The 18,831-nt window shown below is 56.6% G+C and carries 17 protein-coding genes; 14 read left to right on the top strand and 3 right to left on the bottom strand.

Annotated elements, in window-relative coordinates; genetic code table 11:
- Positions 1–3: 3 nt before the first annotated feature.
- Positions 4–945: an Rpn family recombination-promoting nuclease/putative transposase gene (locus HQL65_04665; protein MBF0135510.1), complete on the top strand. Its 942-nt coding sequence runs from the start codon at positions 4–6 to the stop codon at positions 943–945.
- A gap of 274 nt (positions 946–1,219) precedes the next feature.
- A complete protein-coding gene (locus tag HQL65_04660; GenBank protein ID MBF0135509.1) occupies positions 1,220–9,622 on the top strand; it encodes an amino acid adenylation domain-containing protein in 8,403 nt (2,800 codons plus the stop codon).
- A gap of 9 nt (positions 9,623–9,631) precedes the next feature.
- Here the strand turns inward: HQL65_04660 and HQL65_04655 are convergent, their stop codons facing one another.
- Positions 9,632–9,820 carry a DUF1778 domain-containing protein gene (locus tag HQL65_04655; protein ID MBF0135508.1) on the bottom strand — a complete coding sequence of 63 codons (189 nt, stop codon included), beginning with the start codon at positions 9,818–9,820 and terminating at the stop codon, positions 9,632–9,634.
- Between the two features lie 382 nt (positions 9,821–10,202).
- Here HQL65_04655 and HQL65_04650 point away from each other — a divergent pair, with 382 nt between their 5' ends.
- The 7 genes from HQL65_04650 (at position 10,203) to HQL65_04620 (ending at position 13,066) form a co-directional block, all read left to right on the top strand.
- Positions 10,203–10,784, top strand: a complete 582-nt coding sequence (locus HQL65_04650; protein ID MBF0135507.1) for a hypothetical protein — start codon at positions 10,203–10,205, stop codon at positions 10,782–10,784.
- A 1-nt stretch (position 10,785) separates the two neighbouring features.
- Entirely contained in the window at positions 10,786–11,004 is a 219-nt protein-coding gene (locus tag HQL65_04645) for a hypothetical protein (protein MBF0135506.1), read from the top strand.
- 1 nt (position 11,005) lies between these two features.
- Positions 11,006–11,566, top strand: coding sequence for a hypothetical protein (locus HQL65_04640; protein ID MBF0135505.1), 561 nt, complete (start codon positions 11,006–11,008; stop codon positions 11,564–11,566).
- 1 nt (position 11,567) lies between these two features.
- Positions 11,568–11,789 carry a hypothetical protein gene (locus tag HQL65_04635; protein ID MBF0135504.1) on the top strand — a complete coding sequence of 74 codons (222 nt, stop codon included), beginning with the start codon at positions 11,568–11,570 and terminating at the stop codon, positions 11,787–11,789.
- 39 nt (positions 11,790–11,828) lie between these two features.
- On the top strand, positions 11,829–12,218 hold the full coding sequence (locus HQL65_04630; protein MBF0135503.1) for a hypothetical protein: 390 nt from the start codon (positions 11,829–11,831) through the stop codon (positions 12,216–12,218).
- Position 12,219: 1 nt separating this feature from the next.
- The gene (locus tag HQL65_04625; GenBank protein MBF0135502.1) at positions 12,220–12,438 is read left to right on the top strand and encodes a hypothetical protein; all 219 of its coding nucleotides are present in this window, start codon (positions 12,220–12,222) and stop codon (positions 12,436–12,438) included.
- 196 nt (positions 12,439–12,634) lie between these two features.
- Positions 12,635–13,066, top strand: coding sequence for a DUF3617 family protein (locus tag HQL65_04620; GenBank protein MBF0135501.1), 432 nt, complete (start codon positions 12,635–12,637; stop codon positions 13,064–13,066).
- Between the two features lie 19 nt (positions 13,067–13,085).
- Here the strand turns inward: HQL65_04620 and HQL65_04615 are convergent, their stop codons facing one another.
- Positions 13,086–13,481, bottom strand: coding sequence for a type II toxin-antitoxin system VapC family toxin (locus HQL65_04615; protein MBF0135500.1), 396 nt, complete (start codon positions 13,479–13,481; stop codon positions 13,086–13,088).
- Positions 13,478–13,726: a type II toxin-antitoxin system VapB family antitoxin gene (locus tag HQL65_04610; protein ID MBF0135499.1), complete on the bottom strand. Its 249-nt coding sequence runs from the start codon at positions 13,724–13,726 to the stop codon at positions 13,478–13,480. Before HQL65_04610 ends, HQL65_04615 begins: the two co-directional genes overlap by 4 nt.
- Before the next feature lie 268 nt (positions 13,727–13,994).
- Between HQL65_04610 and HQL65_04605 the strand changes: the two genes are divergently transcribed.
- The 5 genes from HQL65_04605 (at position 13,995) to HQL65_04585 (ending at position 18,829) form a co-directional block, all read left to right on the top strand.
- Complete coding sequence (locus HQL65_04605; protein ID MBF0135498.1) at positions 13,995–14,282, top strand: DUF1640 domain-containing protein; 288 nt, start codon at positions 13,995–13,997, stop codon at positions 14,280–14,282.
- A 120-nt stretch (positions 14,283–14,402) separates the two neighbouring features.
- The gene (gene pseB / locus HQL65_04600) at positions 14,403–15,425 is read left to right on the top strand and encodes a UDP-N-acetylglucosamine 4,6-dehydratase (inverting) (protein ID MBF0135497.1); all 1,023 of its coding nucleotides are present in this window, start codon (positions 14,403–14,405) and stop codon (positions 15,423–15,425) included.
- 79 nt (positions 15,426–15,504) lie between these two features.
- Positions 15,505–16,719, top strand: a complete 1,215-nt coding sequence (pseC, locus tag HQL65_04595) for a UDP-4-amino-4,6-dideoxy-N-acetyl-beta-L-altrosamine transaminase (GenBank protein ID MBF0135496.1) — start codon at positions 15,505–15,507, stop codon at positions 16,717–16,719.
- 12 nt (positions 16,720–16,731) lie between these two features.
- Positions 16,732–17,811: a hypothetical protein gene (locus HQL65_04590; GenBank protein MBF0135495.1), complete on the top strand. Its 1,080-nt coding sequence runs from the start codon at positions 16,732–16,734 to the stop codon at positions 17,809–17,811.
- Entirely contained in the window at positions 17,798–18,829 is a 1,032-nt protein-coding gene (locus HQL65_04585) for an N-acetylneuraminate synthase family protein (GenBank protein MBF0135494.1), read from the top strand. Before HQL65_04590 ends, HQL65_04585 begins: the two co-directional genes overlap by 14 nt.
- Positions 18,830–18,831: the final 2 nt, after the last annotated feature.

Here is an 18,831-nt window from a genome sequence, read left to right as displayed (position 1 = left end):
ATCATGATTGATCTGCTCCATCCACACGACCGTTTGGTCAAAGTGCTTCTTCTCCAACCTGAATCGGCGGGATATCTTCTGCGTGAACGCCTTCCCCCACCCGTAACCGCCATTTTGGCCCCGGGAGATCCGGAATTGGTTGATGGATCGTTCGTGAGCGATGAGTTGTCTGCCTATTTTTCCGACCGCCTGTTCCGGGCCAAAACAATCACAGGCAAAGATGCTTTCTTCTACGTCTTGATCGAGCATAAAAGCTATCCAGATCGCAAGGTTGCCCTGCAACTCGGACGCGGTATCATGGGAGTCATCGATCAGGAAACACGAGCCAACCCGAATTGGACCTGCCTGCCCGCCGTCATGCCGCTCGTTCTCTACCACGGCGAACAGGAATGGACAATTCCCACCGAATTTCTCGATCTCGTGGATGCTGATGCTGCATTGCGCCCCTGGCTGCTTAATTTTGCCTTTAAAGTGATTGACTTGGGTCCAATCCCCAATGATAAACTGTCACAACACGCCCGCCTGCGAGCTGGGTTGCTGGCCCTGAAATACGGCACCCGATCCCCGGAAGAACAAGCAGCCGCATGGGAAACCATCATCTCCGCCCTGGCGGAAGCACCCGAGCTTTTCTTGCCCGTGTTTTACTATCTGTTGGCCACCTTCCAAAACCTGAGCAGGGAACAGGTGCAACAAATCATCGAGTGCGTAAAACCCATGGAGGATACAAACGTGATATCGATCTATGCCAGGGAACTGATTGATGAAGGATACCAAAAGGGACGCCAGGAAGAGCGTAGGGAAATCTTGAAAAAAGCGATCAAACATCGCTTTGGTTCAGTTCCGGAGTGGGCGCAAAATAAATTGGACACTGCCCATATGGATAATCTGGATCGGTGGACTATTAAAATTTTGGATGCAAAATCATTGCAAGAAGTTTTCACTTAATCCATGGAGTAACAGTAAGTTATTCATGCACGCACGGTGAATTTTTTTATTGTTGAACCATATCGTCTTTCGACATGTGTTCGATATGTGCAGTCTGGGATATACATCGGATGATTTATTTATTCTTTTTTTGAGAACATTTTATTCTAAACTGGATGCAGTTCAAGACTGAAAATAAAAATCCCGTGCATGTTGGACAAGCGGTACAGGATCAAAAATAATAATTCCGCCCATGCCGAATGGGAAAAGGGTGTCTTGCAGGACAAGGAATGACATGATGCAAGAAGTGACCAAATTTGTGCAGCAATTACGTGATCTGGGCGTGACGCTGACGGTCGAGGCCGGGCGCTTGCGCTATGGGGCACGCAAGGGGGTTTTGACCCCGGAACTCCTGGAAAAATTGGCTTCTTGCAAGGCCGAGGTCATCGCCTGCCTGGAACAGGAGGAGGCACGACAGCAGGCACGTCTCGTCGAACAGCCCATCCCGGTCATGCCGCGTACCCAAAGCCTCCCCCTCTCCTTTGCCCAGCAACGGCTGTGGTTTCTCGACCAGCTGGAACAGGGCCGGACGACGACCTACATCATGCCGCCCCTGGTCATGCGGCTGCGCGGAGAACTGCACCAGACCGCCCTGGAACAGGCGCTCGATACGATCATCCAACGCCACGAAGTACTCCACAGCGCCTTCCGGATCGAAGGAGATCACCCCGTTCAGGATACCTCCCACCAGGTCACCCTGACCCTCCCCCTGGTCGATCTGCAAAACCTGCCGCCGGAACAACAAAAAATCACCATCGAACAGGTGACGCGGGAACAGGCCTCCACCCCGTTTGACCTCTCCTCCGGAAATCTCCTCCTGCGGGTCACGCTCCTCCGCCTGCATCCCACCGAACATGTGTTCATCCTCACCATGCACCACATCATCGCAGATGGCTGGTCCATCGGCGTGTTCGTGCGGGAGTTGTCCACCCTCTATCATGCCCGCCTTGCCGGCCAACCCTCCCCCCTGCCGCCCCTGCCCATCCAGTATGCGGATTATGCCCACTGGGAACGCCAAAGATTTCAGGGCGCATTCCTGGAGCAGGAAAAAAATTATTGGCGCAAACAACTCGCCCATGCCCCGGCCCTCCTCGAACTCCCCACGGATTTTCCCCGGCCCCGGGTCCAACGCTTTCGCGGCAAAACAGAATATCTTTATTTTACAAAAGAATTAACCCAAAAATTGAATCAATTCTGCGTGGATGCCAAGGTAACGTTGTTCATGGCGTTGCTGGGAGCTTTTGCGGCCCTGTTGTCCCGCTATTCCCGCCAGGAAGATATTGTCATCGGCTCCCCGATAGCCAACCGCAATCACAGCCAGACAGAAAATTTGATTGGCCTGTTTTTAAATACTTTAGTTTTGAGAGTCAATTTGCAGGGCGGGCCGGATTTTGTCGAATTGTTGGCCCGGATCAAACAAATGACCCTGGGGGCCTTTGAACATCAGGAACTCCCCTTCGAACAGCTTCTGGAAGATTTCAACCTGGAAAGAAATCTCAATGTCAATCCACTCTTTCAGGTTCTCTTCGTCCTGCAAAATGCACCGCTCCAGGAGACGACCCTGGCCGGGTTGACCCTGACCCCCATGCCCACCGAAAACATCAATGCGGTGGTCGATCTGGTCCTCTCCATGGAAGAGACGCCCCAGGGGCTGGAAGCCAAGTTCAGATACAATACCGATCTGTTCAAAACCGCCACCATCCAGCGACTGGCCGGCCATTTTCACACCCTGTTGACCGGGATGATCCAGGAGCCGCACCGCCCGGTGGCCTCAATCCCCCTGCTGACGCCGGCGGAAACGCAACAAATCCAGGCCTGGAACAACACCCGGGTCGATTATCCCCTGGACAAGTGCCTGCATGCCTGGTTCGAGGCGCAGGCCGGACAGACTCCGGATGCCACAGCGCTCGTGTTGGGCGAAGCCCGCCTGAGTTATCGGGAATTGAATGTCAAGGCCAACCAGTTGGCCCACCATCTCCGACAGATGGAGGTTGGTCCGGGGGTCCTGGTCGGTGTCTGTCTGGAACGCTCCCTGGAGATGGTGATCGGGTTGTATGGCACCCTCAAGGCCGGCGGAGCCTACGTCCCGCTCGATCCGGACTATCCCACCGAACGGCTGCAATTCATGCTGGACGATGCCCGGGTGCCGGTCTTGTTGACCCAGACGCCTCTCTTGCCCCTGCTCGAAAAACTGAACCTCTCCACGACCCGGATCCTGTGCCTCGACACCGCCGGTTTTTTTGCTGATCCCGCCACTCCAATCCATGATCCAGACGTGGCGGTCACACCGTCGCATCCGGCCTATGTCATCTATACCTCCGGCTCGACCGGGCGTCCCAAGGGGGTGGTGAATATTCATCGCGCCATCTGCAATCGGTTGCTGTGGATGCAGGAGGCGTTTCCCCTGACCGCTGCGGATCACATCCTGCAAAAAACCACGTTCAGTTTCGATGTCTCGGTCTGGGAGTTTTTCTGGCCGCTCATGGTGGGAGCGCGGCTCGTCCTGGCCCGCCCGGGCGGACACAAGGAGAGTGATTATCTCGTCCGGTTGATTCAGGAACAAAAGATCACGACCCTCCATTTTGTTCCCTCGATGCTGCAAATATTTTTGCAGGCCTCCGGTCTGGAAGCCTGTCACACCCTCAAACGGGTCATTTGCAGCGGCGAGGCCCTGCGATATGAATTGCAGGAACAGTTTTTTTCCCGTCTGCCGGCGAGCGTGGAGTTGCATAACCTGTACGGTCCCACCGAGGCCGCCGTGGATGTCACCCATTGGCCTTGCCAGCGAAACCTGCCGTTGACCACAGTGCCCATTGGTCGCCCCATCGCCAACATACGCATCCATATCCTGGACGCCGCCCTGCAAATCGTACCGGTAGGGGTGCCGGGCGAACTGCACATCGCCGGTGTGGGTCTCGCCACTGGATACTTGAATCGCCCCGCATTGACCCGCGAAAAATTCATTCCGGACCCCTTCAGCCCGGACCCGGATGCCCGTCTCTACAAAACCGGCGACCTGGCCCGCTGGCGGCCAGACGGAGCCATCGACTATCTGGGTCGCCTGGATTTTCAGGTCAAATTGCGCGGTTTTCGCATCGAATTGGGCGAGATCGAGGCGCTCCTGTTGCAACAGACCGAGGTGGCGGACGCCGTGGTTGTCGTGCGTCAGGATGGCGGGGAGGATTCAGCCCAAATGGTGGCCTATCTCGTGGCCCAGCCTGGGGCAACCCTCTCCATTCCCGGCTTGCGGCAGTATCTCAAGGAAAAACTCGCCGAATACATGGTCCCGGCAGCCTTTGTCGTGTTGCCGCATCTGCCGTTGACCGAAAGCGGCAAGGTCAATCGCAAAGCCTTGCCCTCGCCCGATGTCAATCGCCGCGATCTGGAAACCACCTTCGTGCCACCCACAACGCCCCTGGAACAGTTGCTGGCCGGCTTGTGGACCGATATTTTGCAGATCAAGCGCATCGGCATCCACGACAATTTTTTCGAATTGGGCGGGGATTCGATCAAGGGGGCGGTGTTTGTCAACAAACTCCAGGAGTTGATCAAAAAAGTGGTCTATGTCGTGGCGTTGTTCGAGGCCCCGACCATCGCCCAGTTCGTCGGCCATCTCGGCAAACATTATCCCGAAGTGTTGGCCACCCTGGGCGGGGAGCCGACTGCCGCAACCCACCCCGCGCCAGAGCCGGTCACCAGCCGGTTGGACGCCACCAAACTGGAGCGATTCTGCCGCCTGATTCCGCCCCTGCCGCCCCGGACCGGTCCGCAACCCGCCCAAAAAAATCCCCCGGCCATCTTCGTTCTGGCTCCCCCCCGTTCCGGAACAACCTTGTTGCGGGTCTTGTTGGGGGGGCATCCCGATCTGTTCGGCTCCCCGGAACTGGAACTCCTCTCCTTCAATACCCTCCCGGAACGGCGGGCCGCCTACAGTGGCCGCAACAGTTTTTCCCTGGAAGGTACCCTGCGCGCCCTGATGGAAATCCGGAACTTCACTGCCGACGAGGCCAAGGCGCTCATGGAGGAATACGAAGGGCAGGGAATGACCGTCCAGGCCTTGTATCGCCAGATGCAGCTCTGGCTGGGTAACAAAATCCTTCTGGATAAATCCCCGGCCTATGCCCTGGATCGCCGCATTCTGGAACGGGCCGAAGCCGATTTTCAGGATCCCCTGTATATCCATCTGTTGCGGCATCCCTGCGGCATGATCCACTCATTCGAAGAGGTCAAGCTCCACCAGGTGTTTTTCCGCTTTCCCCATGATTTCACCGGACGCGAACTGGCCGAAATGATCTGGTTGCACAGCCATCGCAACATTCTGGAATTTTTCCAGACCGTGCCGAAAGATCGCCAGTTTACCCTGAAATTCGAGGATCTGACCCGTCACCCGGAGCCGGAAATCAAGCGGTTGTGTCAATTCCTGAACATTGATTTTCACCCCGACATGCTGCGCCCCTACAAGGAGAAAAAACAGCGCATGACGGATGGCATCTACCCGGAATCCAAAATGTTGGGGGATGTCAAATTTCATCAGCACAAAAAAATCGATGATCAGGTTGCCGAACGCTGGAAACAAACCTACCAGCATGATTTTCTCGGTGCCATGACCTGGACCCTGGCCGAGTCGTTTGGCTATGAGCGGTGGCCTGTGCCGCTCTCTTTTGCCCAGCAACGCCTCTGGTTCCTGGATCAACTGGAAGGGGCCAGTGCCACCTATTCGATGCCCATTGCCCTGCGCCTGCAAGGTCCCCTGCATCGACAGGCGTTGCAGCAGGGGTTGCAAACCCTTGTCGAACGTCACGCAACCCTGCGCAGTCGTTTTCCGACCGTCGATGGCCTGCCCACGCTCCAGATTGCCCGGGAACCGCTGGTCTGGCGCGTGGAGGATCTGCAAAATCAATCTTCCGAAGAACAGCAGTGCCAGGTTCAAGCCATGGTCGGCGAAGATGCGACCACGCCGTTCGTGCTGGCCACCGGTCCCTTGTTCCGGGCCACCCTGCTCATCCTGGGGGAGCGGGATCATGTCATCCTGGTCAACATGCACCACATTGTTTCCGATGGCTGGTCCATCGGCATTCTGATGCGGGAGTGGAGCCAGCTTTATGTGGCCCTGGCCGAGGGGCGTCCCTCACCTCTGGCTCCCCTGGCGTGGCAATATGTCGATTATGCCGCCTGGCAACGTCAATGGCTGACCGGCGATCTGTTGAAGAGACAGGTGGATTATTGGCAACGCCAATTGGCCGGTGCCCCGGCCCTGCTGGAACTTCCCACCGATTTTCCCCGCCCGCCGGTCCAACGCTTCCGGGGGGATCTGGTCAAATTTGTCGTCGCATCGACCTGGCACGAACGTCTCAAAAAATTCGGCCAGGAAGTGGGGGCCTCCCTCTTCATGACCCTCGCCGGAATTTTTGCAACCCTGCTCGCCCGCTACAGCCGGCAGACGGATCTGGTGATCGGCTTTCCCACCGCCAATCGCACCCTGCGTGAGGTGGAACCCCTGATGGGATTTTTTGTCAACACCCTCGTGTTGCGCCTGGATCTGTCCGGAAATCCCGGTCCGCTGGAACTCCTGCAACAGGTCCGCCGGGTGGCCCTGGAGGCCTATGCCCATCAGGACATTCCTTTCGAAAAACTCGTCGAAGAGGTCAAGGCCGAGAGAAATCTGAGCCACTCCCCCCTGTTCCAGGTCATGCTTGTGTTGCAAAACATGCCCATGGGAATCCCGGAGCTGCCGGGCTTGCAGATCACCAACCTGGCCCAGAACGAGGTCATCGCCAAGTTTGATCTCACCCTGTACCTGGAAGAGACCGCCCAGGGGCTTGCAGGAACTTTGGAGTACAACACCGATCTCTTTGCCCGTGCCACCGTCGAGCGCCTGGGGGTCCATTTTCAGACCCTGCTGGAAAGTTTTGTCAACCATCCGCAACAATCGATCCATGCCCTGCCCCTGTTGACCGGCCCGGAGCAGGTCAACATTCTGGAGACGTGGAACCAGACTTGTTTGGACTATCCCCGGGACAAGACGCTGCCGGATCTGCTGGAAATCCAGGGTCTGGCCACGCCCACCGCACCCGCCGTGCAGTTTGGCAACATCACCCTGACCTATGACACCCTGCATCGGCGGGCCAATCAACTGGCCCATCATCTGCAATCCCTGGGTGTCGGTCCCAACGTGCTGGTGGGAATATATATTGAGCGCTCCCTGGAGATGGTGCTTGGCCTGCTGGCTGTTCTCAAGGCCGGCGGGGCCTATGTCCCCCTGGATCCGGCCTATCCCGCCGAACGTCTGGCGTTCATCCTGCAAGATGCCGGCGTCCCTATTCTCCTGACCCAGGAAAAACTGCGGAAGCAATTGCCCGCCACCCCGGCCCACACCCTCTGTCTGGATACCCAGGCCGCCCCATTTGCCCAGGCCAGTCAGGACAATCCAACCCGCCTGACCGGCCCCTCTGATCTGGCTTATGTCATCTATACCTCGGGTTCCACCGGTCAACCCAAGGGGGTGATGATTCCGCAGCGGGCCGTGGTCAATTTTCTCCACGCCATGCAACACACCCTGGCCCTGACCCCGGCGGATCGTCTCCTCTCCGTCACCACCATGTCGTTCGATATATTTGTCCTGGAACTCTATCTGCCCCTGTGCGTCGGTGCCCGGGTCATGCTGGCCAGCCAGGAGATGGTGCGGGATGCGGCCCTTTTGTGGCAAACCATGCAACAAGACAACGTGACGATCATGCAGGCCACACCGGCCACCTGGCGTGCCCTGCTTGCCAGCGGTTGGGAAAGAATGGACCACTTGCAGGTGTTGTGCGGCGGCGAAGCCCTGCCCCGGGAGTTGGCCGAACAGATTCTGGCCCGCTGTGGTTCCCTCTGGAACATGTATGGCCCGACAGAAACCACCGTCTGGTCAGCCATGCGCCGCGTGACCCGGGAAGAGGTTCCTGCCGGCGCTTTGGAACCCATTGGCCGCCCCATTGCCAATACACAGATTTACATTTTGGATCCGGTCGGCAATCCCGTGCCGGTCGGCGTGGCCGGGGAGCTGTGCATCGGCGGCGATGGCCTGGCGTTGGGCTATTGCAACCGTCCGGAACTGACCGCCGAAAAATTTATTTCCACCAAAACCGAAGATCCGGCCCATCCCGGGTCCCGGCTCTACAAAACCGGGGATCTGGCCCGCTTCCTGCCGGATGGCACGCTGGACTATCTGCGGCGCATGGACAATCAGGTCAAGCTGCGTGGCTTCCGGATTGAACTGGGGGAGATTGAAAGCGTCCTGCTCCAACATCCGGCGGTCCGGGAGTGTGTGGTGATCGTCCATACGGATGGTGCCGGAGAACAACGTCTGGTTGCCTATTGTGTTCCCCGATCCGGGGAGATGCCGGAGCGGGTGGAACTGCGGCGTTTTCTTCAGGATCACCTGCCCGAATACATGCTGCCGACCCAATTTGTCGCCCTCGATGCCCTGCCTCTGACCCCCAACGGCAAGGTCAATCGCCGTGCCCTGCCACCCCCCGAATCTGTCCGTGGCTCTGTCGCTCCCCAATCCCTCACGTCCCGGGATACCCTGGAACTCAAGCTTGTCCAGATTTGGGAGGAGGTCCTGCAAACCCGGCCCATCGGCATTCGGGACAATTTTTTCGATCTGGGCGGACACTCCCTGCTCGCCGTGCGTCTCATGGCCAAAATCAGCCAGCATTGCCAGCGACATCTGCCTTTGGCGACCCTTTTCCAGGGCAGTACCATCGAACAACTCGCCCATCTCCTGCGCCAGCAACCAGACCCGGCAGCAACCTGGTCATCGGTGGTGACCATTCAGCCCTCCGGCTCCAAGCCTCCCTTCTTTTGTGCCGCCGGGGCCGGGGGCAATGTCCTCTATTTCCATGAACTGGCCCGGCATCTCGATCCCGAACGACCCTTCCACGGCCTGCAACCCATCGGCCTGGATGGCAAAACCCAACCTTTGCACCGGGTGGAGGATCTGGCGGCGCACTACATCCAGGCCATCAAGACCATCCAACCCCTTGGACCCTATCATCTGGGCGGGCACTCGTTTGGCGGGTTGGTCGCCTTCGAGATGGCGCGACAGTTGCTCGCCGCCGGGGAATCAGTGGCCCGACTCGCCATTCTCGACGCTCCCGCCCCGCATCACGTTCACCCCACCGGTCTCGATTGGACGGCAGCCCAATGGCTGACCCAGGTGGCCCGGATCATTGGCCACCTGTATCAATGCCCTCTCGACCTCCACCCCGAACAACTCGCCACCCTGGACCCGGAAGCTCAACTGCACCTTTTACACGACCAGTTGCAGCGCCACGACATTCTTCCCCCCGCCACCGATATTGCCCATTTTCGGGGTTTTGTGGCGGTCTACAAGGCCAATCTGCAGGTTCAATACACACCGCCCCTTGCAGCAATCCCCGTGCCCCTGGCCCTGTTCCGCTCCCGCGATCGGCAACCGGATGATCTGGTCACCGAAGAATCCTCCCAGACCGTGCGCAACGATCCCACCCTGGGTTGGACCCCTTATGGATCCACACCCATTGCAGTCCACGTCATCCCCGGCGATCACCTCACCATGATGCAATCCCCGCAGGTTGACATTCTGGCTGAAAGGTTGCGGGAGTTATTGGATTGACTTTGCCGGTCAGGTGATGGCTTGGTTCTGACGCCACGCCAAATAATCACGTGCAGCTCTCTCCAGTTTCGGACGCAGCCTGTCCTTTCGATCCATGGCCTCAAAAAATGCATCCCAATCCCGTGGGGTCAGCAGCAGATTTTCATCTTTTGCCAAGACATGCCTGGCACCTTCATCCGGGAGCGTGGTGTCCGCCATAAGGCCTCCAAAATTGGTTCCGTCATTTCCACGAGACGATTTTATATGACGTGGACGAGAATGGCAGCGATTTTTGGCTATGTTGCCATTTTTTGCCATCGTTCATGAGGAGATTATGTGTGAATGTAAGTAAAAATTGGTTTTTTTGGATTATGTAACAAAAAATTTATATTGTTATGTTTCTTTTGTTTAGATAAATTGTTTGTAGATCAATATGTTGGATTTGAAGCGGCTTTTCTTAATATGTTTTAATTAAAGTAAATTATTTTATAATGGTTAATAAATTATTTTGTTGACAATATCCGAAAAAAAATTATCATTCGCTTTTGGCATACTATTTTATTATCAGTTTACAATCAATCAATGTTCTGATTTGTGTGATATGGGAACCTCATCCTGGGAGTTGGCATTCAGAAAGCTCCTCGGAAATGCACGGGTCAATCTTCTGGCCCAGGATGCCCGGCAAGCCGCTGAAAAATCCGGTGTCTCCATTGCCAGGCTTGCCGTCGTGGACTTGGCTTCCCTGCGCAATTATACCGGCCTGACGCCATCTGCTGATCAACGCAGTTATCAGATGATCAATGAGGCTTTGCGAAGTGGGAATGAGGCAGAGTTGGCACGTCTTGCCCCCCTCATTGAAACCTTGAAATCCGCCTTGGCAAAATTGCCCGATTATGTGGGCGATGTGGTTCGGGCTACCGATTTACCCGAGGGTGTGGCGGAAGGCATTGTTCCAGGAGGTATCTATAGCGACGCTGGGTTCATGAGTACGGCCATTGGCGAGACCAGTTTTGAGGGAAAGTACATGTTTTTCGTCAAATCCAAAACTGGGAAATGGATCGAACCGTTTTCTTTCTACCCGGAGCAGAAAGATGTGTTGTATCCTCCAGGGGTAGAGTTTGAGATTATGCGTGTCAAAGTCGAGCAGGAAGACAGGGTCAACGTGTGGTTGGAGGAGATGTGACATGAAATTTGGTGATTCTCCCAATATGACCGAAGAGACCAGACAATGGATTGAAAGTACCAAACCGATGGTGGAAAGGATGCGCAAGAACCAGGAAACCAACCCCGCCGGTTACTTCAAAGGCGAGAAGGTCATGGGAGGAACATTTTACCCCCCTGGCGCAACACCGCCCGAGACGGTCTATGATCGCATGCTGCGGGAAGGAAAGATTAAATTTTGAATTGGCATTCCGAAAGCTCCTCGGGGATGCGCGGGTCAATCTTCTGGCCCAGGATGCCCGGCAAGCCGCTGAAAAATCCGGTGTCTCCATTGCCAGGCTTGCCGTTGTGGACCTGGCATCCCTGCGCAATTATACCGGCCTGACGCCATCTGCTGATCAACGCAGTTATCAGGTGATCAATGGGGCTTTGCGGAGTGGGGATGAGGCAGAGTTGGCACGTCTTGCCCCCCTCATTGAAACCTTGAAATCCGCCTTGGCAAAATTGCCAGATTATGTGGGCGATGTGGTTCGGGCTACCGATTTGCCGGAAAATATTGCTGAAAGCATTGTTCCTGGGGGTATCTATAGTGATGCCGGATTCATGAGTACGGCTATCGGCGAGACCAGTTTCAAGGGGAAGTACTTGTTTTTCATCAAATCCAAAACCGGGAAATGGATCGAACCGTTTTCTTTCTACCCGGAGCAGAAAGAGGTATTGTATCCTCCAGGGGCAGGGTTTGTGATCAGGGATGTTCGTAAACTGGACGATGGCACAATCGAAGTGGATTTGAAGGAGAGATAAGATGGAATTCGGTTATGCTTCAGGTCTGACGGAAGAGGATATGATTGATATCAAGCGGCACCACCAGATGGCAGACAGGATTGTTGCCAACCGCAAAATCAACCCTCCCACGGAATATTTTAAAGGCGAAGAGATGCTTGGAGGTAAATTTTATCCCCCTGGCGTGACACCGCCCGAGACGGTCTATGATCGCATGCTGCGGGAAGGAAAAATTAAATTTTGAATTGGCCTGACGCCATCTGCTGATCAACGCAATTATCAGATGATCAATGAGGCTTTGCGAAGTGGGAATGAAACAGAGTTGGCGCGTCTTGCCCCCCTCATTGAAACCTTAAAATCAGCTTTGTCAAAATTGCCGGATTATGGGGACGATGTCGTTCGGGCTACCGATTTGCCCGAGGGTGTGGCGGAAGGCATTGTTCCAGGAGGTATCTATAGCGACGCCGGATTTATGAGTACGGCCATTGGCGAAACTGGTTTTGAGGGCAAATACATGTTTTTCATCAAATCCAAAACCGGGAAATGGATCGAGCCGTTTTCTTTCTACCCAGAGCAGAGAGAGGTGTTGTATGCTCCTGGGAAGGAGTTCAACATAATCTCGGTTACACCAGGGGAAAATGACGTTATCGATGTCGAAATGGAGGAGACATAAAATGCAGTTCGGTACGATTCCAAATCTGACTGAGGAACAAAAAGAAAATATCGAAAGGCATCGCCAGATGGCGGAACGGATTCGGCATAATCAGGAAACCAACCCCGCCGGTTACTTCAAAGGCGAGAAGGTCATGGGGGGAACATTTTATCCCCCTGGCGTGACACCGCCCGAGACGGTTTATGATCGCATGCTGCGCGAGGGGAAGATTAAATTTTAAGATGGACCCGGAAGATGAAAATGGGTACGTTGATGCGGCGTCACCACAGTGCGCAGTTCAAGGCCAAATATAAGAGGCTGTGTTTGAAAAATTTGCTTTCAAGCATTTTTGTTGCAATATATTCATTGTAGAACATCCATGATTTTGTTACAATTACAGGGTTACAATTCTAATCGACTCTTGCGGAGATGACACGATGCGCATGTTGACTTTGGCTCTCTTTGTTGCCGCTCTTTCTCAAGTGACGCCTGCCCAGAGCGCCGAACTGAATGCGAAGGAAGGCCTTTATGAAATCACCATCAACACCGAAATGCCCGGCATGCCCATGCCGTCACAGAGCATGCGTCAGTGCATCACCCAGGCCGACATCAAAAATCCCCAGAACATCATGAAAAAAGCCGGTCAAAGTGATGACTGTGCCATAAAAAATCTCCAGCAGGAGAGCAACAAGATTGCCTTTTCCATTGCCTGTCCCAGCCAGCAATTGAGTGGTCAGGGTGAGTATCGTTTTTCCGGGGAGAGCTACAGCGGCACCATGAGCATGACGATGCCCAATCCAGCCGGTGCCGGCAAGCCCATGTCCATGACAGTCAAGACCACGGCCAAACTGGTTGGACCGTGTAAATAACACGGAACGGAGCTTCCACCTATCCACATGGTATCACATCCGTGTGAGTGAAATCATTGCCCTTGAACAGAAGGCACTCGTTGAATTCCTGGGCCAGGGCATAGGCAAAACAATCCCCGAAGTTGAGCCGGGCCGGGTGGCCACATCCTTTCCCGTATATGCGATAGGCAGCACGGGCAAGGTGTGCTTGTTTGGCTGTAACGTCTTCGATGCTGATGTCAGCCATCGCAATCGGGTCATCAAGACGGCGACTGGCAATCGGGTCGCAATTGCTGTCGATGACGACGGATGCTTCCAGGTAGTTGGCAGCCGACAACCGGCACGGTTCCACGCGATCCGCCAGGATTCGGGCAAAGATTGGTGCATCTGGTTCATTGCGCAGGATGGCTATGAGTGCGGAAGTATCCAGGATCAACTTGGAATGCCTCGTTCATCGTATAGCAAATCCCCGTGATCGGCAGAACGGTAAGGTTCCTTCAGTCGAACGGCGCAGTTGTGTCCGATTGTCATTAAATCGTCTGCCAAGGCATGAGCTTGCTGTATGCGGAGCAGGCGTTCCCGGATGGACTCGGTAATGGCCTGCGTCAGGTCTTCACCGGTCAGACCGACCAAGTCAATGGCCAATTGGCAGGCTTCATCGCTCTCGATGAGAATGGACATGATCCCCTCTTGACCGAATCGGTACCTGGAGACTTCGATATTTTCTGCATGATATCAACAATCTGATCATCATGCAACCTGCGTGGAACGCTGAATGTGCTTGCACATGCGATTATCTGTCCATCCATTTTATCATGCAAGGCAATTGTTCCGGTTCAGTCCTGGATGGTCTGTATCGGGCGGATTTTTCATGGACATCTTTGGCTTCCAGCGGTAAAATATCCACAGATCATGGTGTACCCCAAGCGAGGAGAGAGATCCCATGGCAATGGTCATTCCGTTCGACACCCTGGCTTTCGTCAAGGATTTGGAAACATCTGGCGTGCCTGCTTCCCAGGCCGAGGCCCATGCACGGGCGCTTACGTCTGTGTTGCAAAAGGTGGAAGATGCCAGAGCCGATCAATTGGCGACCAAAAGGGACTTGAAAGAACTGGAAATTCGTTTCGATACCAAATTGGCTGAAACCAAGGCGGAAATCGTGCGATGGATCTTTACTGTTTCCGCCGGTCAAGCCATGTTCATCATCGCCATCCTGAAAATGTTTCCCGGTAAATAAAAAGCAGTCCCATTTTTCACATCGGAGTGGTTTTGCCTTGTCTTGACGGGGTCGATGCGGTATCAAGAGGGATTTGGTACTGTCAGGTTGGTCAACCCCCAAGCTTTGGACCTACAGGTCATGATGGCACACGCATCCGATATGGATTTGAACGGCAAATCAATTCTGGTCACCGGCGGCAGCGGCTCTTTTGGCAAACACTTTGTCAAAATGGCCCTCAAAAAATTCAAACCGCGCCGGCTGATCATCTTTTCCCGCGATGAAATGAAACAGTTCGACATGCAGAACACCGCCGCCTTCATGGGGCAGGACTCTCTGCGCTTTTTCATTGGCGATGTGCGCGACCGGGATCGCCTGGAACGAGCCTTTCAGGGAGTGGATGTCGTCATCCATGCCGCCGCCCTGAAACAGGTCCCCACCGCCGAATACAACCCGTTCGAATGCATCCATACCAACGTCCTGGGCGCGGAAAATGTCGTGCAGGCCGCCCTGCGCACCGGCGTCAAACGGGTCCTCGCCCTCTCGACCGACAAGGCCGCCAACCCGATCAATCTGTACGGGGCCAGCAAACTGGCCGCCGATAAAATCTTTGTCGCCGCCAACCATCTGAGCGGCTCCATCGGCACCCGCTTTTCCGTGGTCCGCTACGGCAATGTCATGGGCTCACGCGGCAGCGTCATCCCGTTCTTCCAAAGATTGCTGCGCGAAGGAACCGACAGCCTCCCCATCACCGATCCACGCATGACCCGCTTCTGGATCACCTTGACCATGGGGGTCGAGTTTGTCTTCTCCTGCGTCTCCATGATGCAGGGCGGCGAAATTTTCGTCCCCAAAATTCCCAGCATGAAGGTCGTGGACCTGGCCGACGCCATCGCCCCGGGCATGCCGCACAAAATCGTCGGCATCCGCCCCGGCGAAAAACTCCACGAAGTCATGATCGCCGAAGACGATGCCCGCACCACACTGGAATTTACCGACCGGTATGTCATTCAACCCCCGTTCCGCTGGTGGTCGGGTGAGTCCTACCAGGTCCATGGCGGCAAACCGGTCGCCGAAGGGTTCCGCTATGCGAGCGATACCAATTCGGAGTGGCTGAACGCCAGCCAGTTGAATGCCATCATTCGCGAAACCGAGATTGAATGAGGGATCGAATCATCCACCGGGTGTGGACTTCTCGTCCGGGAAGCACAGAATACACCCAGGGAGATGGGGGAGGTGAGGGATGACCGCAGACACCCCGAGGTTTTTGCCCTACGGACGGCAATGGATCGAGGCAGACGATATCGCCGCCGTCGCGGAGGTGTTGCGCAGCGACTGGCTGACCACCGGTCCGGCCGTCACCGAATTTGAAAACGAACTGGCAGCCCGAGTGGGGGCTTGCCATGCCGTGGTGTGCGCCAACGGGACCGCCGCCCTGCACCTGGCCGCCCTGGCCCTGAATATCCAGCCGGGTGACCACGTCATCGTCCCCGCCATGACCTTTCTGGCCACCGCCAATGCCATCCGCTTTGTGGGGGGAGAAGTGGTGTTCGCCGATGTCGATCCGCAAACCGGCCTGATGGGACCGGAACATCTGCTCGCCGCCTGTCAACGTGCCGCCGGCAAACCCCTCAAGGCCGTCTTTCCGGTGCATCTCAATGGCCAGTGCGTTGCCATGGACCAGTTGGCTCCCATCGCCTCGGAACAGGGTCTCCAGGTGGTGGAAGATGCCTGCCACGCCCTGGGTTCCACCTACCCGGACCCGCATGGCAGATCGGTCCCAGCCGGCAGTTGCCAGCTCAGCGACATGACCGTTTTTTCGTTTCATCCGGTCAAGACCATCGCCATGGGCGAGGGCGGTGCGATTACCTGCAATCAGGAACACCTCCGGGATCGCCTGCGGCGGCTGCGCAGCCACGGCATGCACCAGAATCCCCGGGAGTTTGCCCACCCCGAACTCGCCCTGGCCTCCGATGGCACCGCCAACCCCTGGTATTACGAAATGCCGGAGCCGGGTTTCAATTATCGAATCAGCGACATCAACTGCGCCCTGGGGCGCAGCCAACTGCGCAAGTTGGACCGGTTTGCCGCCCGCCGAAGCGACCTGGCCGCCCGCTACGACCGCCTGCTGGCCCCCCTGGCCCCCCGGATCCGCCCCATAGCCCGGCAACCCGGACAAACCCCGGTCTGGCACCTCTATGCCGTCCATATCGATTTTGATCAGGTTTCCCTGGAGCGGGCCGCCCTGATGCACGCCTTGCGTGCCCGGGGTATCGGGACGCAGGTCCACTATCTGCCCGTCAGTGACCAGCCGTATTATCGCCAGCGTTATGGTGATCTGGACCTTCCGGGTGCCAGGAGTTATTATCGACGTGTCCTCTCGTTGCCGCTCTTCCCGTCCATGCTGGATACCGATGTGGAGCGCGTGGTGGAGGCGTTGACGCAATTGTTGGCGTAAGGGAGTATGCCGGTGCGCGTTGTGTTTCGCCTGGATGCGGATCATCGACTCGGATATGGCCATCTGCTACGGTGTCTCGCCCTGGCCGGTGTTGTTGCCCGGCGTGGGGGGCAGGTCGCCTTTGTCATGGTGCGCGCCGATCCCCCGGCCTGCACCATGATCGAAGCCCAAGGGTGGCCATGGACCATTCTCTCACCACGCGGACCCTATGCGTCCGAGGTGGGTCTCTGGAAGGATGCCAACTTGGGTCTGTTCGATGCCGTGGTTCTGGATATTGCCCACCAGCGGACTTTCCGGCAACTGGATCAGATACCGTTTTATGTCAATTCCTTGCGTGAACATTTTGGCCTGGTGGTCCTGCTGGATGGCCTGCGCGAACACGCCATCGCTGCCCGCCGTCCCCTCATGGCGGATCTGGTCGTGATGCCCTATCCCGATGCCGACAACCTCCTGCCCGGCACCCCGGCCCGGCGTCTGGCCGGACCGGAATATGGCGTGTTTCCGGCAGAACTCCTGTCGCAGGTAGTGCTACCCCGCCCCGTTCGCAACGCAGCCAATCGCCTGCTGGTCACCTGCGGCGGCAGCGATCCCACCCGCCTGACGCTCCTGTGCCTGGAAGCCTTGGAAAAAATTGCGGATCGACACCTGCTTGTCCGGATTGCCGTGGCCGCCGGGTTTGCTCCCGAACTGGCCGACACCATCACCACCCGGGCCGCAGCCTCCCGCCATCAGGTGGACATTCTGGCCGCGCCCAAGGGGTTGGGTACCCACATGCTGTGGTGCGATCTGGCCCTGACCGCCACCGGCCTGACCAAATACGAACTCGCCCTGACCGGAACCCCATCCATCCAGATTTCCATCGACCCAACCCATCACGCCGTCAACGGCTCCTTTGCCGCCCAGGGAACCGCCCTGAATCTTGGTATCCAGGAATCCCTCTCCCCCGCAACCCTGGCCGATGCCATCTGCCGGACGCTGGATGATGTCACCCAACGCCAGACCATGTCCCGCAAGGGACAAACCCTGGTCGATGGACGGGGTGCGGACCGCATACTTGACGAAATGGAGGCTTTGATCCTTGCTCGCCCATGAATTGACCATCGGCGGTCGCCGGATTGGACCCGGCCACCCGCCCTATCTGATCGCCGAAATCGGCTCCAACTTTGACCAATCCCTCGACAAGGCCAAACAGTTGATCGACACCATGGCCAAGGCTGGCGTGGATGCCGTCAAATTTCAGTTGTTCCGGGCCGATGCCATGCAGCCCAAAGGAAGCGAACTGCACAAAATATTTCGTTCCCTGGAGCTGAATCCGGCCTGGATTCCGGAACTGTTGCAGCATGCCGCCGGGCAGGGCTTGGCCTTTCTGGCCTCGGCCTTTGACGGCCAATCCCTGGCGGTTCTGGAGCAGTGCGGGGTTCCCGCCCACAAGGTGGCCTCCTCGGAAGTGGTCAATTTTCCACTCCTGGAAGCCATGGCCCGGACCGGCAAGCCCATTTTTTTGGCCACGGGCATGTGTGATCTGGTCGATGTGGCGGAAGCGGTCCAGTTGTGCGTGGTGCGCGGCAATGACCAGGTGGCCCTCATGCAATGCGCCGCCCTCTATCCCCTCCCGCCCGCCGAAGCTAACCTGCGCAGCATGGACCTTTTTCGGACCACGTTTGGCGGGCCGGTGGGATTTTCGGATCACTCCCTGGGGATCGTTCTGGCCATTGCCGCAGCGGCCCGGGGTGCCTGCGTGATTGAAAAACATGTGACCCTGGATCGCCAGGCCAGTGGTCCAGATCATTTTTATGCCCTGGAACCCCGGGAAATGACAGAATTGGCCCAGGCCTTGAAGATGGTCCATGATGCCCTGGGTTCGCCGGTCAAGGTGATGCTGCCGGAAGAGCAACGCACCGGTCGGCGGCTGGGGCTGTATGCAGCCCGGGATATTGCCCAGGGCAAGACACTTGTGGCTGACGATTTGACCGAACGCCGACCCGCAGCCGGTATGCGGGCACGCTACCATGCCCAGGTGATCGGCAGCCGCGCCACCCGTGCCATCACCCGGGATGAACCCATCCAGTGGGAGGCACTCTCTTTCCAGGAACCACAACAGGTCGCTTGATC

The organism is Magnetococcales bacterium (assembly GCA_015228935.1).
In the GTDB taxonomy this organism is placed as follows: Bacteria; Pseudomonadota; Magnetococcia; order Magnetococcales; family DC0425bin3; genus HA3dbin3.
This window is presented reverse-complemented; position numbering and strand designations above follow the sequence as displayed.

Coding starts and splice junctions, on each gene's coding strand:
- HQL65_04665 (MBF0135510.1), top strand. CDS start 4: ATGATTGATCTGCTCCATCCACACGACCGTTTGGTCAAAGTGCTTCTT.
- HQL65_04660 (MBF0135509.1), top strand. CDS start 1,220: ATGATGCAAGAAGTGACCAAATTTGTGCAGCAATTACGTGATCTGGGC.
- HQL65_04655 (MBF0135508.1), bottom strand. CDS start 9,820: ATGGCGGACACCACGCTCCCGGATGAAGGTGCCAGGCATGTCTTGGCA.
- HQL65_04650 (MBF0135507.1), top strand. CDS start 10,203: ATGGGAACCTCATCCTGGGAGTTGGCATTCAGAAAGCTCCTCGGAAAT.
- HQL65_04645 (MBF0135506.1), top strand. CDS start 10,786: ATGAAATTTGGTGATTCTCCCAATATGACCGAAGAGACCAGACAATGG.
- HQL65_04635 (MBF0135504.1), top strand. CDS start 11,568: ATGGAATTCGGTTATGCTTCAGGTCTGACGGAAGAGGATATGATTGAT.
- HQL65_04630 (MBF0135503.1), top strand. CDS start 11,829: ATGATCAATGAGGCTTTGCGAAGTGGGAATGAAACAGAGTTGGCGCGT.
- HQL65_04625 (MBF0135502.1), top strand. CDS start 12,220: ATGCAGTTCGGTACGATTCCAAATCTGACTGAGGAACAAAAAGAAAAT.
- HQL65_04620 (MBF0135501.1), top strand. CDS start 12,635: ATGCGCATGTTGACTTTGGCTCTCTTTGTTGCCGCTCTTTCTCAAGTG.
- HQL65_04610 (MBF0135499.1), bottom strand. CDS start 13,726: ATGTCCATTCTCATCGAGAGCGATGAAGCCTGCCAATTGGCCATTGAC.
- HQL65_04605 (MBF0135498.1), top strand. CDS start 13,995: ATGGTCATTCCGTTCGACACCCTGGCTTTCGTCAAGGATTTGGAAACA.
- pseB (MBF0135497.1), top strand. CDS start 14,403: ATGATGGCACACGCATCCGATATGGATTTGAACGGCAAATCAATTCTG.
- pseC (MBF0135496.1), top strand. CDS start 15,505: ATGACCGCAGACACCCCGAGGTTTTTGCCCTACGGACGGCAATGGATC.